Origin of the sequence: Mesorhizobium sp. M1409, from assembly GCF_040317535.1 — a bacterium.
Taxonomy (GTDB): Bacteria; Pseudomonadota; Alphaproteobacteria; order Rhizobiales; family Rhizobiaceae; genus Mesorhizobium.
In genome coordinates this window covers 55,481-70,605 of the sequence record NZ_JAMYKV010000005.1, presented here as the reverse complement: position 1 = coordinate 70,605, position 15,125 = coordinate 55,481, and the positions used below count along the sequence as shown (strand labels likewise).

Sequence of the window (15,125 nt, the reverse complement as noted above, 5' to 3'; positions counted from 1 at the left end):
GATCAGCCTTTCATGAACGCCGCGAAAGGCTCCTTGTAGTCCGGATGCCAGCGCGACAAAGCAGGGCGGTTTTCGATGATGTCGCCGATCGCCCAGGCCATGCGCTTTTCATCCAACGGCCGCGCCGCCTCATTGTCCGGGCACAAGATGTAGAAATCGCCCCTGGTCAGGGATTCCAGCATGAAATCAACGACCTGTCCGCCGGTCCAGGCGCCGGCCGGTTTTTCCGTCGCGCCTTCGGTCAGGCCGGTAAAGGTGAAGCCGGGGATCAGCAGATGGGCTGCGACATGGGCGCCGGCTTCGTTGCGTAGTGCATGCGCCAGGCCTTCGGTGTAGGTCTTCACCGCGGCCTTGGAGACATTGTAGGCGAGGTTGCCGGGCGGCGTGGTGATGCCTTGCTTGGAGCCGGTGTTGACGATCAGGCCCGGCTTGGCCGAGGCCAGCATACGCGGCGCGAAGGCTTCGACGCCATGCACGATGCCCCAGAAATTGATGTCCAGCAGCCGTTTCCAGGCATCGCGGTTTTCCCAGGGCTTTCCGGGATTGTCGCCGACGCCGGCATTGTTCATCAGCAGCGACACATCGCCGAAGGCGCCGAACGCCCTTTCGGCGAGGCGGTCCACCTCATCCGCCTTCGAAACGTCGGCGGCAACGGCAAGCACGGCATCGTCGCCGGCAATCGCGGCGACGGCGCGCGAGGCGTCGTCAAGGCGCGCGCCGCCAATGTCGGCCAACACGATCTTCATGCCCATCGATGCAAGCCGCTTGGCGGCCGCAAGACCGATGCCGCTGGCGGCGCCGGTGATGACGGCGGCGTTGCCCCGGCCAAGCGCGGGCAGGACGGTCTGGATCTCGGCGTCGGTGGTCATGGCTGGGTCCTTCTTTCGATGGCGTCGAACTTAGCGCCCGAACGGGCTTGCGCAAGCCTCTGCTCGCCTTGTCGGGTTGACCAGTCCGGTAGAGGCTGCGCATGTTGCCCCCGGCAAAAGGAGACTTTTGCCGGGGCAAAATGGAGATTTCCTGATTGACGGACTGGGTCGCAATTCTGAAGGAACAGACCGCCATCGGCGATCAGATGGGTCGCGAGGTGCCGCAGATGCTGGCCAACCCCGACATCAGCGAAGCGCAGGTGAAGACGCTGTTTTCCGCTTTGGAGAAACAAGCAGAGTTCGTCGAGAAACTGCGCATGGCGCTGGAAAAGTTTGGCCATGATTTCTCGATTATCAAGGCGGCGGAACGGCTGGAGGAGCGCTATGCCGACCTTGCCGCGTCGGTGGCGGAAAAACTGAAAGCGATGCGAAAGTAGGGTGGTTTCTCAGTCCAGGCGCGCCGCTCTGGCGTCATGGCGGCGCGCTTCTTGCCTTTGGCTAGGTTGGCATGAGTTAGCTTTTCGAGCCGGCTGGGGCGATTGCGCCAGGAACAATATCAGTGTTCTGAGCCACCTTGATACGCCATCCCGACGGCCCTTCTTGGGCAATCAGAAGCAATATGCCTTTCCTGAGCCCTGCCGGGGACCCGTCCGGGGCAGATGCTCCCGTTAGGGTCCAAGTGTAATGAACGGAAGCAAGCCCCGGAGCCAATTCCACGACCGACGAGACATCGCCTTCCAATCGGCTATCCCGAAACATGGTGTCATGGGTGGCTCGGTGCGCCGCTTCGATTTCGGATCGGTTCTTCCACCAAATACCTACGACGTTGACGAAATTGGCATCAGGAGCGAACAGAGATGCAAACTCATCCATATCATGCCGGTTCCAAGCGTTCGCAAAAGCGGTAGCGACATGCTCAGGCTTGCTAGTCGTCACGCCCATGACCCTGCGTCTCCTAGATACTTTCCGCTAAGCGTATAGGAGTCGGGGGCCGGATGCGACAGCGGCAAGGTCAAATTTCAAACCGAGACACTACCGCAATAGCGGCTATTTTTCGAGCACTCGCGCAAAACGCGTATCCGGCACGAGCCATACCGTTGCGACCAGCACGTACAGCGCGACGCCGATCCACTGGCTGACGAAGGTCAGCGCGACGGCTGCGATGTAGATAGCCAGCGAGATCTTTCCCTTGCGATCGTTGCCCAGGGCCTTGGCAAAGGCGGTGTCATTGCCGTGCAGGCGATGCAACGCGGCGGCCAGTATCGCATAGGCGATGGCGCATAGTGCGAGGTCGGCGCCATAGACGGCGACCGGCACTGGCGCAAAGTGGTTCTCGCCCATGAAGGCTGTCGTCACCGGCATCAGCGACAGCCAGAACAGCAGATTGAGGTTCGCCCACAGCACGCGGCCGTCGACGCGCTGCACGGTGTGGAACATGTTGTGCAGGTTGTTCCAGTAGATGCCGACATTGATGAAGGACAGCACGTAGCTAAAGAAGACCGGCCACAATGGCACCAAGGCGGAGACATCCTCGCCATGCGGCACTTTCAGCTCAAGCACCATGATGGTGATGATGATGGCCACGACGCCATCGGTGAACGCCTCGACCCGGTTTTTGCCCATAAATCCTCCCTTCTGCCGGCACAGGTTACGGTACGAAATCCAAAGACGCCATCTCTCGAATTGAGTGCTCAACAACGAGCTTGTCGCTCCGGCAACGCCCACCGTGCCGTCAGGAGGCCTGCCTGCCGGCCGGAACGTCGCGGATGAACGTGCGTTAAGTCGCGATCCCCGAAACCGGTAATGAGGTTGGCCATGGCCATTCGCGATTTGGCGCGTACGCCCAACGAAACTCGCGGCGATGCTCTTGCAATCACGGCCGTCGCCGCGATGATCGCGGTGCTGTTTGCCGGCAGCACCGTGCTGACGCCGCTCTACATCATCTACAAGCAGCAATTCGGCTTTTCACAAATCACGCTGACGCTGATCTACGCGGTGTATGTCGTCGGCAATCTGGCGGCACTGTTGATGCTGGGCGGTATCTCGGACGTTGTCGGGCGCCGGCCCGCGAGCCTGGCGGCCATGCTTGTCGCCATCGTCAGCGCGCTTGTCTTCCTGTTTGCCGGAAACGTCGTGTCGCTCGACGTCGCCCGCATTCTGAGCGGGCTCGGCATCGGCGTTGGCGCGGGGACGGGAACCGCATGGATTGCCGAGCTTCTTCCCGGTGCGGACAAGTCGCGCGCCAGCGTCATCGCCACCAGCACCAATTTCCTCGGCCTCGGTTTTGGCGCCTTGATCTCAGGACTTCTGGCCGAGTACGAGCCCTGGCGGTTGCGGCTGGTCTTCATCGTCTACCTGGCGGCACTCGCGGTGGTGACGATCCTGGTCTGGCGCACCCGTGAAACGGTGGCGAAGCCACGTGGCCTCAAATATGTTTCCATCCGGCCGCAACTCTCCGTGCCGGAGGATATCCGCGCGCGTTTCGTCGCGCCGGCGGTCACCGGCTTTGGCGCGATGGCGCTGGTCGGCTTTTATGCCGTCGTGGCGCCGAGCATCCTTGCGCAGCAGCTGCATGAGGCCAACCACGCCGTCGCCGGCGCGCTGTTCTTCGAACTGGCGATCGTCACCGCGCTCAGCATCGTGGTTCTGATGCACATGAAGAGCAACAAAGCCATGCTGGCCGCGCTGGCATTGATGATCCCAAGCGTTTTGTTGGTGGTGGCGGCGCAAATGATGGCTTCGCTGGCGTTGATGATCGCGGCGACAGCCTGCTGCGGCGTGGTGGCGGCGCTCGGCTACCGTGGTGGCCTGCAGGTGGTGAACGAGATCGCGCCGCGGGATCGCCGCGCGGAGGTGGTGTCCAGCTTCTTCATCTGCTGCTTTGTCGGCAATGCCTTGCCCGTCATCGGCATCGGCATCGTTTCGACCTATGCCAATTCTATCGCCGCAAGCCTGGCCTTTGCGGGCATGATTATCATATTTGCGGTGGTGGCGCTGGCCTTCGGGCTGAAACACAGGCGTTGAGACGAGGCGCCGCTCGGGCTCAGCCGCTCGGCATTTCGGGCGCCATGTTGGCGCGCTGGCGCGGCACGCCAAGCCCGGTATCCGGTGGTTCGCCGGCGGCCGGCCTGTTCTCGATCATGTGCAAGGTCCGCCAGCCGCCGAAGCGGTAGTAGGCCGCCGCCAGAACCAGCGACGTGATCGAGCCGGCTGGAAAACTCCACCACAGCGCCTCCTCACCGAGCACGCCGCGCATGAAATAGGCAAAGCCGGTGCGCACGACCAGCACCGAGATCACCAGGATGACCAGCGGCGGCATCACGGCGCCCGTGGCGCGCACCGTGGCAAACAGCACGATGGTGATACCGAACAGGATGAACGACCACGACGCGATGGTGTTGACGTGGATAGCGATGTCGATCGCGGCACTATCGCCGCTCAGGAACAGGCTCAGCACGGGGCGGTCGAAAACGGAAAGCATGGCAACCAGTGCGCCCGTCAGGACCATGTTGAATCCGACCCCGGACGCCGCGATGCGGCCGATCCGATCCCAGCGCCCGGCGCCGACATTCTGCGCCGCCATCGAGGAAACCGCGGCGCCGATGGCGAGCGCCGGCATCTGGATGTAGGTCCATAGCTGCGCGGCGATGCCGTAGGCGGCGGCGACTTGCGAACCGTAGGAATTGACCATGCCCATCACCGTCAGTGCTGCTGCCGAGATGACGATCATCTGCAACCCCATCGGCACGCCCTTGAAGACGACGATGCGCAGCAAGGAGGGGTCGGGCCGCAGCAAAGCGAGATCGGCGCCGGCCAGCCGCAGCGGATGCTTGCGCATATAGAGCACGATGAGGATGGCGATCACGCTCACGGTCTGGCCGATCAGCGTGGACGTAGCGGAGCCGGCGATGCCGAGTTCGGGAAACGGCCCGATGCCGCGGATGAGCAGCGGGTTGAGGACGATGTCGAGGACGACGGCCAGCGCCATGAAGAAGAAGGGCGTGCGTGAATCGCCGGCACCGCGCAGCACGGTCATGACGAAGGACAGAAGGTTCATCATCGGCACGGCGATGAAGATGATGCGCAGGTAGGAGCGGGCCAGCGGCAGGGCGTCGGCCGGCGTGCCCAGCGCGCCCAGGATGGCGTCGACCCAGATCCAGCCGCAGACCGCGAACACCACCGAGACGAGGAAGAAGAAGGTGGCGCTTGTGCCGACGATGCGGCGCGCCTCCGGCAGGTCGCGGGCTCCGACCGACTGGGCCACCAGGATGGTCGCCGCCATGCCGATGCCGAACACCGTGCCGAGGATCAGGAACAGGACGAGGTTGGCGTTGGAGGTGGCGGTCAGTGCCGATTCGCCGAGGAAACGGCCAACCCAGACCGCGTTGATCGACCCGTTGAGCGACTGCAGCACGTTGGAGCCGAGCACCGGCAGTGCGAACAGCAGAAGCGTGCGCGGAATCGGCCCGCTGGTCAGGTCGCCGGTGCGGCGGCGCGAGGGCATTTTTTCGTCCATGGCTGGCAACTCGGCGAAGGTTTGTCTCAAGTCCGGTCCACGATGATCGCCGATTCCACGGGACAGGTCTGCCTTGATCTAATCATGTTCTCAAAACTTCAGGAATGGGATATTGATCCTTGATGCGTGGGGCCGCATTCCTACTAGATCTTGGATAGACCGGGGGGTTCATGTCCGATATTCCGCTGTTTTCCGAGCGCCTGAGCCGGCGCGCGTTTCTCGGTGCATCCGCCTTGGGCGCGGCCTCGATTGCGCTTTCGGCGTGCACCACGACGGACGTGGCGCCGCCGCCGGTGGCGGCACCCCCAAGCGATCCGGCTTTCGGCGATGCCGCAAGCATGTATGCGGCGCGCACCGACGAGGGCTATCAATTGCCGGCAATCCCGGTGGCCAAGCTCGATCCGAAATTCGTGCGCCAGATCGTGTCCGACCCGACCGGAGAGAAACCCGGCACGATCGTCGTCGATACGTCCGAGCACTTCCTCTATCTGGTGGGCGATGGCGGCAAGGCTATCCGCTACGGCGTCAGCCTCGGCAAGGCCGGTTTCGGATGGACCGGCAGCGCGGTGGTTCAGGCGAGGAAGAAATGGCCGGTCTGGACACCGCCGCCGGAAATGATCCAGCGCCGGCCGGAACTGGCGAAATACAAGGACGGCATGCCGCCCGGCCCGCAGAGCCCGCTTGGCGCCCGCGCGCTGTATCTCTTCCGCGACGGCAAGGACACGATGTACCGGCTGCACGGCACGTCGGAGTGGGATTCCATCGGCAAGAACGCATCGTCGGGCTGTGTGCGCTTCATGAACCAGGACATCATCGACCTCTACAGCCGGGTCAACGGCGTCGCGCCGGTCTTCGTGCGCCCCAATCTGTCGGCCGCCGGCAAGATCACCGCCGTGTCGAACAGGACTGCCGAGCCGATCGATGCCGGCGTGCCAAGGGATGCGGAGATGCTGAACTAAGCCTTCACGATCTGCTCAGGCGGACGCGCTCGGCGCGCCCGCCTGGGCAGTGGTCGTTACTTCTTGGCCAGGCCCGGCAGCGTGACCTGGTAGACCAGGAACATGGTGTCGACATCGGCGCCGTCGTCGGCCTTGTAGGGCGCGCCGACCTGGAAGCCGTCCTGGGCGAGGAAGTCGTTATCGTTGGCGACGAACAGGAAATAGTCGTCGGGCAGCTTCGGATCGAGCACGCTGGCGAGCGACATCGCCTCCCACTTCTCCGACAGGTTGTTCCTGTCGTTCGGCGCGCCGTTGTGCAGGCCGAAGCGGCCGAGCTCGGCATTGTCGTTGATGTCGATGAACGGCGTCAGCTTGGCCGGCGTCACCGATGGGTCGAGCACGCCCTTGGGCGCCAGCGGCTTGCCGGCGGCATCGAACGCGCCGCCGGCGATGTCCGTCGCGGCCGAGACGTCGACGACGAAGATCTGGCGCACCAGCGAGGTGTCGCCCTTCACGCCCTGGCCGTTGCCGCTGTCGCGCGCCAGCATCAGGAACGTCTGATCCGACAACGCCACGATCTCGCTTTGCGCGGCGATCTTGGTCTTGCCCTTGGCATCCGTGAACACCGGCAGCGGCACGACATACTCATGCGCCAGCTTGAGATGGGCGCGGTCGGATGCGTCATAGACCAGCGCCCTGGTGTTCTGGCGCGTCGCGGGCGAATCGCCGCCATCCTGCCTGGGTGCCGACTGCAGCACGGCGATCAGGAACTTGCCGTCGGGCGTCATCGCCATGCCTTCGAGGCCCTGGTTGTTCTGGCGGCCGCTATCGGGATCCTTCGGATCGGGCTCGGCGGCACCCGGGCCGGGATTGTCCGAGGCGAAGTTCGGCGCGCCGCGGCGCATCGGCACCAGCGCCGCCGGCGGCTGGGTCGCCGACAACAGATGTCCGTCGGCGGAGAAGCGGTAGATGTTGGGGCCGTATTCGTCGGAGATGAACATGGTGCCGTCGGGCAGGCGCGCGATCGCCTCGTTGTCGAGCGCCAGCTTGCCGTTGGCTTCGGGCAGGATCGGCATGTCGCCGCTTGCCGCGCGCACGCCGTTGAGCGGATCGAGGCCGGTGGCATCGGCGCCCTTGTCGTCGGTGAGAAGCATGGTCTCGATAAGCGTCGCCGTGATGCCCGTCTGCTCCTGGCCGGCGGCGGGTGCCGCACCTGGTGTGACCGGGGTAAACTCGATGCCGATCGTGTTGAGGCGCGGCCGGTAGTCGGTGGTGCCGACGACATTGTAGCCTCGGTCCGGAAGCAGCCAGAGCGAACCCTTGTAGCCGCTCGCGTCATGCGTCCAGCTGGCGGTGTCGATCGACATGCCGGAGCCCGAGCCGAACGTCTCGCCGAACTTGTCACGCAGAGCGGCCGGGATGCGGCCGACGCCGACCAGTCCCTTGTTGACGAGGCCGCCGATCGTCGCGGTGCTGTCGGCGAGCGCCGGCGTCAAGGCGGTGAACAAGGCCAGCGCGATGCCGAGCGACGCGGTTCGGTACAGGTGTTTCATGGATAGTCCTCTTTGTGACAGATGTGCCGGAGCGGCCGCGGGACGAAAAGCTGAAGAGGTGCGACAACGATGATGCAGCTAGCACCTCCCGAAGCGCGGTCTACGGCGCGAACATGATGCTTGCGTGACAGCGCATGATGCATGCCAGGTTCGTGTTCGCGCGCGCGGCACACCGCAAATCGAGGACGGCTTCGAGATGCTGCAGCTGGCGCGCGGCTTGTCGCAGGAGGAGTTTCTGGCAGGCGCCCATTGTTACACCGTCATCAACACCAACTCGCCGCGCCGACATTCCGATGGCGCAAGGCATCATCGATTTTGCACATGCGGGCCAAGTCTCGGTGATCACGCCGTTCTGCCTGGCGGGCGCCATGGCGCCGATTACCGTTGCCGGCGCGCTGACGCTGCAGCATGCCGAAGCGCTGGCCGGGCTGACGCTGGCGCAGCTCGTGCGGCCCGGTGCGCCGGTCGTCTACGGCTCCTTCTCCTCCAATGTCGACATGAAGTCGGGTGCACCGGCATTCGGCACGCGAACGGCGGAGGGTGGAGCGGCGCCGGTGTCGTGAGACAGCGCCGCTACGGGCGTTTGATTTCTTGCTCCTGCCGAATTGCGGCCACGCCGCGGAACCAGCGGCGTCCCAAGACATTCAGGGTTACGGCCGGTGCCTTGTCGCATTTGCCAGCCATTGTGGGAGGACGACATGGGATTCGACCAGTATCACGAACCGCCCGAAGAATTGACGCAGGAGGTGCGGACCTTTGCCCGCATGATCACCTCGCTGATCGAGGAGGCGGAAGCGATCAGCTGGTACGAACAGCGCATGTCGGTGGAAAAAGACGCGCAAGCGCGGGCCATCATGAAGAACGCGCAAGGCGAGGAGTTCAAGCATTTCGGCATGGATCTCGAATTCCTGCTGCGCCAGAAGGAGGACTGGCGGGCGGAACTGAAGGAAATCCTGTTCACCACCGGTGACATCGTCAAGGCCGGCGAGAAGGGCGAGGAGAAGGTGGATTGAGCGTCTTTGCCGGCCTCGCCCACGATCAATCGCTGTCGCGCGCGATCAGCTCCAGCGGCCAGACCTCGCGCATGACCCGCGGACCTTCCGGGCCGGCGAAGGCCGGCATTGACGCCAGCAGCATTTCGGCGAGCCGCTGTCCCATCGGCTCCAGCGCCGGGCGGAAGGCGGTCAGCGCCGGCGAGAAGTAGCGGCAGAGCGGTGTGTCGACGATGACGGTCACCGCCATGTCGTGACCCGGCCTGATGCCCATCTCGGCCAGCGCCTTGCAGCCACCAAGCGCCATCGCGTCATTGTTGAAGATGATGGCGGTTGGCGGGTCTTTCGAGCGCATCACCCGCGGCGTCACCTCGTAGCCGCCGGCCTCGTTGATGAAGCCGGACGCAATCAACTCGGGGTCGACCTCGATGCCGTGCCGCCGCAGGGCCTTGCGGTAGCCGGCCAGGAACAGGTAGACGAAGTTGAGATCGAGCGACGGGCGGACGGCGGCGATGCGGCGGTGGCCGCGCGCGACGAGGCGGTCGACCGCATCGGCTCCGGCTTTTTCGAAATCGAGGTCGAGGGAAGGGTAGGACTTGGCCCCGGAACGGCTGCGCCCGAGCGTGGCGAACGGAAAACCGGTCTGGGTGAGATAGTCGATGCGCTCGTCCTCGCGCCGGGTCCAGGCCAGCAGCACCGCATCGGCGCGGCGCGTCTCGACGACACGGCGCAGCCGCTCCTGCTGGTAGTCGCCGGGCGCACCCATGACCACGATCAGGTCGAGTCCGCTTTCGGCGAGCCTGGCCTGCAGCCCGATCAGGAACGGAATGAAGAACGGCTCGCCATATTGCTGGTCGCCTGGATGCGGCTGCAGCATGAAGGCGATCGAATGGGTGGCGCCTTGCCTGAGACTGCGGCCGGACTGGTTCGGCGAATAGTTGAGCGTCCTGGCTGCCTCGAGCACGCGTTGGCGCGTGTCGGCATTGACATCGGCGCGGCCGTTGAGGGCGCGCGACACCGTGCCGATCGAAATGTTCAGGTGACGGGCAAGGTCGTGAATGCTGGATGCCAAGTGACTGTTCTCCCCCTTGCTTGGCTAGCACCGGCAGCCGCCCAGGCCAAGGCGACAAGACGATTTTCGCGAGCGGCCAATTGACATTCTACGCCTTCGGGTGTGTTCTCGTAAACGTTTACGGAAAACCGTTTACGGCCTTGCCGTGAATGCCGTGACGATCGGTCTGGAGGGACCGAGAGGGAGGAGTGCTGGATGATCAATGTCGTCCTGGTCGGCTGCGGAGCGATGAGCAAAGCCTGGCTCGATGCCGTGCGGCAGATCAACGGGCTTGCCATTGTCGGCCTTGTCGACCTCGACGCCGACAGGGCGCGGGCGAGGGCGCGCGAATACGACCTCACCAATGCCGTCATCGGCAGCGACCTCGACGCCGTGCTCGGCCAGACCCGGCCTGACGCGGTCTTCGATGTGGTGGTTCCCGCCGCCCGGCGCGAAGTCGCGCTTTCCGCTTTTGCCCATCATTGCCATCTCTTGACGGAAAAACCGCTCGCCGACAGTCCGGAGAATGCGCGGGCCATCGTCGAGGCGGCCCGCCAGGCCGGGCGTGTCCATGCCGTCGTCCAGAACCGTCGCTATGTCGCCAATGTCAGGCGCATCCGGAGATTTCTGGACTCCGGCGCCATCGGCGCGCCGACCAGCATCCACGCCGACTTCTTCGTCGCGCCGCATTTCGGCGGCTTTCGCGAAGAGATGGCGCATGTGCTGCTGCTCGACATGGCGATCCACACATTCGACGCCGCCCGCTACATGGTCGCCGGCGAGCCGGCCGGCGTCTATTGCCAGGAATGGGAGCCGGCCAATTCGTGGTACCGGCAGGGATCGTCGGCCAGCGCCGTCTTCGATCTCGGTGGGGGCAAGGTCTTCACCTATGCCGGTTCCTGGTGCGCCGACGGCTTCCGCACCAGCTGGGAGGGCAGCTGGCGCATCGTCGCCGAGCGCGGCAGCCTGGTCTGGGACGGCCACGACGGGCTGAAGGCAGAAGTGGTGGTGCCGGGCCGCGACGGCCTGATTGACAAGACCCAGCCGATCGAAGTGCCACCGCTCGATCCGGCCGATCGCATCGATGGCCATCTCGGCATTATCAGGGATTTCATCCGCGCCATCGAGACCGGCACCGAGCCGGAGACGCACGGCGCTGATAACATCAAGAGCCTGGCCATGGTTTTTGGCGCGATCGAAAGCGCCGAGACCGGCCGCCGGGTGACGATCGCAGAGGACGCACAATGACGCCAAACCCGCTTCTCGACATCCGGATCGGCACCATGGTGCGGGCCAATCTCGACGACCCGGCGGCCTACATCAAGGCGATCCTGCCGCTCGGCTTCGAGAGCATCCAGCCCTTCTTCTGGCAGACGCTGGGCGGCAAGGACCTGCCGCGGCTCGCCGGCCAGATCCGTGAGGCGATCGGCGATGCCGATGTCGCGGTGTCTTCGCTCGGCGTGTTCGGCAACCCGCTGGAGAGCGGCGATGTCGACCGCGGCGTGCTCCAGGCCTGGGAAACGGTGATCGACAATGCGCATCTGTTCGGCACCTCGATGGTCAGCGGCTTCACTGGGCGCCTGCGTGGCAAGCCGCTGACCGACAGCCTGCCGCGCTTCAAGGAGGTCTGGGGGCCGCTGGCCAGGCGCGCCGCCGACAAGGGCGTGCGCATCGCCTTCGAGAATTGCGCCATGGACGGCAACTGGGCTCTAGGAGACTGGAACATCGCCCACAATCCGGACGCCTGGGAGCTGATGTTCAACGAAGTGCCCGACGACAATCTGGGTCTCGAATGGGAGCCCTGCCACCAGCTCGTCTATTTGATCGATCCGATGCCGCAGATCCGCAAATGGGCGCCGCGCATCTTCCACGTCCACGGCAAGGACGCGACGGTACGCTGGGACGTGATCCGCGAGCATGGCGTGTTCGGTCGGCTGCCTTTCGTGCAGATGCGCACGCCGGGCTTCGGCGACAGCGACTGGACGCGGGTGATCAGCGAATTGCGGCTGGCCGGCTACAAGGGCGCCATCGACATCGAGGGCTGGCACGATCCGGTCTATCGCGGCGATCTGGAAATCACAGGCCAGGCACGGGCCCTGGAATATCTGAAGCAATGCCGGGGAGGCGCCAGCTACCTGCCAAACCCGGTGTGAGAGCAGACCGGCGGGGGGAGCCAGCCGGAAGTCCGCGGCGCACTGCCGAAGCGAATGTTGAAAGCCCTCGGATTGCGAGGACAAAAGGGAGGATAAGTGCATGAGCATCGCGAAGAGAACGACACTTCTGCGCTCGACCGTCGTGGCCGCCGCCACGGCGCTCTGCGCCACAATTTCCACCTTGCCCGCGCAGGCGCTCGACGCCCAATGGTGCAAGGACGTCCATATCCGTTTTTTCGTCGGGGGCGCCGAGGGCGACGCTTTCGGTACCATCGTTTACAATGGCGCCAAGCAGGCGGCGGCCGATCTCGGACCGAAGGTCGACTACATCTTCTCCCAATGGGACGTTGAAAAGATGGTGCAGCAATTGCGAGAGGCGGTCGCGGTCAAGCCCAACGGCATCGCCATGATGGGCCATCCCGGCGACGGCGCGATCATGCCGCTGGCCGAGCAGGCGCACAAGGATGGCATCAAGATGATGTACCAGAACGTGCCGGTGCCGAAGGTGGTGGAAGCGTTCGGCGGCGGCTATGTCGGCGCCCAGCAGGAGCAGCAGGGCCGCGCGCTCGGTGCCGAGGCGTTCAAGCTCGGCAAGCTCAAGGCCGGCGACAAGGCGATCATGATCGGCCCGTTCGAGAACGAGGCCCGTGGCGCGCGCGAGCGCGGCACGGTGGCGGCGCTCAAGGAGGCCGGCGTCGAAGTCATCCAGCTGTCGTCGCCGCCAAGTGGCGAATGGGCGTCCGATCCCAATCTGGCGATTCCGGTGATCACCGCGGCACTGCTCAACAATCCCGACGTCAAGGCGGTCGGTTATCCCGGCGGGCAGATGCTCGGCAATGTTCCCACCTACATGCAGGCGGCGGGACGCAAGGCGGGCGAGATCTTCAACTTCGGCTTCGACACCAGCCCTCAGATCGTCGAGGGTTTCAAGGGCGGCTGGGTGCAGCTGACGGCCGACCAGCAGCCGTTCCTGCAAGGCTATCTGCCGATCCTCAGCCTCTGCCAGCAGGTGGTGCTCGGCCTGGCGCCGATGAATGTCGACACCGGCGCCGGTTTCGTCACGCCCGACAATTACGAGATCGTCGCCGAGCTTGCCAAGCAGGCGCTGCGCTGACCTCCCAAGCCGTCGGCCGGGGTTCAGGCCCGGCCGGCGGAACCGCCGGCGAGAAGCCGGCACGAGACAATCAAGCGAGGACCGCCATGGCCGAACGTCTCATCGAACTGCGCGATATCAGCAAGTCCTATGGCCACGTCTATGCACTGGGCGGGGTCAATCTCAGCGTCGACCGCGGCGAGGTGGTCGGCTTGATCGGCGACAATGGCGCCGGCAAGTCGACGCTGATCAAGATCCTGTCCGGCGTGGTCAAGCCGACCAGCGGCGAGATCCTGGTGCGCGGCAAGCCGGTTACCGGATGGAGCGCGGCACGCTCGCGCGACGCCGGCATCGAGACGGTGTTTCAGGATCGGGCGCTGGCCGTGCAGCAGACCATCGTGCGCAACATCTTCATGGGCCGCGAACTCACCGGCTTCATGGGCTTTCTGAGGGTCAACAAGGAGATCGAGGAGGCGAGCCGGCTGATGCGCGAGATCGGTTTCACCTCGAAAGTGTTCACGCCGCATTCGATCGTCGGCCAGCTGTCCGGCGGCGAGCGCCAGGGCGTGGCGATCGCGCGCGCCATCTACAAGCAGGCGGAGCTGATCGTCCTCGACGAACCGACGACCGCGCTGTCGCTGACCGAGACCGCCAAGGTCTTCCATTTCGTGCGCCAGGTGCGGGCGAGCGGCCGCTCGATCCTGTTCATCGGGCACAACATCCACCATGTCTTCGACATCGCCGATCGCTTCGTCGTGCTGGATCGCGGCAAGGTCGCACTGACGACCGACCGCAGCCAGGTCAAGTCGGCCGAAGACCTCATCAATTTCATGGAAGACGTCGCGCACCCGGGCGGGTTGGCCGGACTGCATGACACCGGCGATACGGAGCAGGCAACGCGATGAGCAAGACCATGGAGCCCGATCTGCACGAGCCGTCCGCCGGCATTTCCCGGCAAGGTAGCCCTCAGAAGGAATGGAAACACCCATCCGATCACTGGATGCGCGGCTTCATCCTCGACAACCGCGCCTCGCTCGGCACGCTCGGCGTGTTCATCATCATGATGGCGGTGTTCATCATCGCCAACCCGACGGTCTTCACCACCTGGTACCTCTACCGCTCGGTGCTGACCACGCTGCCGGTGGCGCTGTTCGTGGTGGTGCCGCTGGTCTTCGTCGTCACCTGCGGCGAGATCGACCTGTCGTTTCCGGCGACGATGGGTTTTGCCTCATGGGTCTTCGCGCTGGTCGTGCAGGCCGGCTATGATCCGTTCCTCGGCATAGTCGCAGCGCTGATCACCGGCATGCTGCTCGGTTTCCTCGTCGGGTCGCTGGTGGTCTATGGCGGGCTATCGTCGCTGATCGCGACGCTCGGCATGAATTTCCTGCTGCGGGGCCTGATCCAGATCATCAACGAGGGCAAGTCGATGGCGCTGACCAGCCTTGCCGACAGCTGGGCCTACACGATCTTCTCCGGTCAGCTCATGGGCATCCCGGTGCAGGTCTTCTGGGCTATCGCCTTTGTCGTGCTGTCGGCGATGCTCTACAACCGCCATCGCTTCGGTGCGCAGGTGAGGGTGGTCGGCGATAACCCCGACAGCGCCCAGCAGATGGGTATCGACGTCAAGCGTGTGCGGGTGAAGGTGTTCGTCTTCGTCGGCATCGGAGCGGCGATCGCCGGCACCTTCTCGGTGATGATCAACTTCACCTGGTGGCCGACAGCCGGCGACGGCTATCTGCTGCCGGTGCTGGCATCGGTGTTCGTCGGCGGCACCCCGACCTGGGGCGGCATCGGCACCGTCGTCGGCGGCGCTATCGGCGCCGTCACCGTGTCGTTCATCCAGACCGGCGTCGTAGCGGCGGGCCTGAGCGGCTTCTACGTGCAGTTCTTCAACGGGCTGATCATCATCCTGTCGCTGCTGGGGCATAAGTGGAACCAGGCGCGGTATCGGTAGCTCAGC

Annotated in this window: 15 protein-coding genes and 1 pseudogene; 10 read left to right on the top strand and 6 right to left on the bottom strand. The window is 64.4% G+C overall.

All coding sequences use genetic code 11. The annotated features are described in order from the left end of the window. Positions 1-2: 2 nt before the first annotated feature. Positions 3-869, bottom strand: a complete 867-nt coding sequence (locus NKG99_RS06145; RefSeq protein WP_352865285.1) for an SDR family NAD(P)-dependent oxidoreductase — start codon at positions 867-869, stop codon at positions 3-5. Between the two features lie 155 nt (positions 870-1,024). On the opposite strand from NKG99_RS06145, the gene NKG99_RS06140 reads away from it, so the two are divergent. Beyond that, complete coding sequence (locus tag NKG99_RS06140) at positions 1,025-1,306, top strand: hypothetical protein (RefSeq protein ID WP_352633593.1); 282 nt, start codon at positions 1,025-1,027, stop codon at positions 1,304-1,306. A 76-nt stretch (positions 1,307-1,382) separates the two neighbouring features. Here NKG99_RS06140 and NKG99_RS06135 read toward each other — a convergent pair whose 3' ends face one another. After that, positions 1,383-1,811 (bottom strand): SgcJ/EcaC family oxidoreductase, encoded by a 429-nt coding sequence (locus tag NKG99_RS06135; protein WP_352865283.1) that lies wholly within the window; start codon positions 1,809-1,811, stop codon positions 1,383-1,385. 105 nt (positions 1,812-1,916) lie between these two features. Next, positions 1,917-2,492 carry a TMEM175 family protein gene (locus tag NKG99_RS06130; RefSeq protein WP_352865281.1) on the bottom strand — a complete coding sequence of 192 codons (576 nt, stop codon included), beginning with the start codon at positions 2,490-2,492 and terminating at the stop codon, positions 1,917-1,919. Between the two features lie 192 nt (positions 2,493-2,684). Between NKG99_RS06130 and NKG99_RS06125 the strand changes: the two genes are divergently transcribed. Next, positions 2,685-3,893 (top strand): MFS transporter, encoded by a 1,209-nt coding sequence (locus tag NKG99_RS06125; protein WP_352865279.1) that lies wholly within the window; start codon positions 2,685-2,687, stop codon positions 3,891-3,893. A gap of 19 nt (positions 3,894-3,912) precedes the next feature. On the opposite strand, the gene NKG99_RS06120 is transcribed toward NKG99_RS06125, so the two are convergent. Beyond that, positions 3,913-5,385: an MATE family efflux transporter gene (locus NKG99_RS06120; protein WP_352865277.1), complete on the bottom strand. Its 1,473-nt coding sequence runs from the start codon at positions 5,383-5,385 to the stop codon at positions 3,913-3,915. 170 nt (positions 5,386-5,555) lie between these two features. On the opposite strand from NKG99_RS06120, the gene NKG99_RS06115 reads away from it, so the two are divergent. Then, positions 5,556-6,344, top strand: coding sequence for a L,D-transpeptidase (locus NKG99_RS06115; protein ID WP_352865275.1), 789 nt, complete (start codon positions 5,556-5,558; stop codon positions 6,342-6,344). A gap of 56 nt (positions 6,345-6,400) precedes the next feature. Here the strand turns inward: NKG99_RS06115 and NKG99_RS06110 are convergent, their stop codons facing one another. Beyond that, positions 6,401-7,876 carry an esterase-like activity of phytase family protein gene (locus NKG99_RS06110; protein ID WP_352865273.1) on the bottom strand — a complete coding sequence of 492 codons (1,476 nt, stop codon included), beginning with the start codon at positions 7,874-7,876 and terminating at the stop codon, positions 6,401-6,403. Positions 7,877-8,036: 160 nt separating this feature from the next. Here NKG99_RS06110 and NKG99_RS06105 point away from each other — a divergent pair. Together NKG99_RS06105 and NKG99_RS06100 are read left to right on the top strand one after the other, a co-directional pair. Beyond that, positions 8,037-8,403, top strand: a pseudogene (locus NKG99_RS06105) (trimethylamine methyltransferase family protein); the annotation flags it as partial. Between the two features lie 171 nt (positions 8,404-8,574). After that, the gene (locus tag NKG99_RS06100; RefSeq protein ID WP_352865271.1) at positions 8,575-8,889 is read left to right on the top strand and encodes a ferritin family protein; all 315 of its coding nucleotides are present in this window, start codon (positions 8,575-8,577) and stop codon (positions 8,887-8,889) included. Positions 8,890-8,914: 25 nt separating this feature from the next. On the opposite strand, the gene NKG99_RS06095 is transcribed toward NKG99_RS06100, so the two are convergent. Further along, the gene (locus NKG99_RS06095; protein ID WP_352865269.1) at positions 8,915-9,940 is read right to left on the bottom strand and encodes a LacI family DNA-binding transcriptional regulator; all 1,026 of its coding nucleotides are present in this window, start codon (positions 9,938-9,940) and stop codon (positions 8,915-8,917) included. Positions 9,941-10,135: 195 nt separating this feature from the next. Between NKG99_RS06095 and NKG99_RS06090 the strand changes: the two genes are divergently transcribed. The 5 genes from NKG99_RS06090 to NKG99_RS06070 all read left to right on the top strand — a co-directional run bounded on the left by NKG99_RS06090 (position 10,136) and on the right by NKG99_RS06070 (position 15,119). After that, a complete protein-coding gene (locus NKG99_RS06090; protein ID WP_352865267.1) occupies positions 10,136-11,167 on the top strand; it encodes a Gfo/Idh/MocA family protein in 1,032 nt (343 codons plus the stop codon). Continuing rightward, positions 11,164-12,072 carry a sugar phosphate isomerase/epimerase family protein gene (locus tag NKG99_RS06085; RefSeq protein ID WP_352865264.1) on the top strand — a complete coding sequence of 303 codons (909 nt, stop codon included), beginning with the start codon at positions 11,164-11,166 and terminating at the stop codon, positions 12,070-12,072. Before NKG99_RS06090 ends, NKG99_RS06085 begins: the two co-directional genes overlap by 4 nt. 100 nt (positions 12,073-12,172) lie before the next feature. After that, complete coding sequence (locus NKG99_RS06080) at positions 12,173-13,186, top strand: substrate-binding domain-containing protein (RefSeq protein WP_023757039.1); 1,014 nt, start codon at positions 12,173-12,175, stop codon at positions 13,184-13,186. An 86-nt stretch (positions 13,187-13,272) separates the two neighbouring features. Further along, on the top strand, positions 13,273-14,070 hold the full coding sequence (locus NKG99_RS06075; protein ID WP_352865262.1) for an ATP-binding cassette domain-containing protein: 798 nt from the start codon (positions 13,273-13,275) through the stop codon (positions 14,068-14,070). Continuing rightward, positions 14,067-15,119 (top strand): ABC transporter permease, encoded by a 1,053-nt coding sequence (locus NKG99_RS06070; protein ID WP_352865260.1) that lies wholly within the window; start codon positions 14,067-14,069, stop codon positions 15,117-15,119. Before NKG99_RS06075 ends, NKG99_RS06070 begins: the two co-directional genes overlap by 4 nt. Positions 15,120-15,125: the final 6 nt, after the last annotated feature.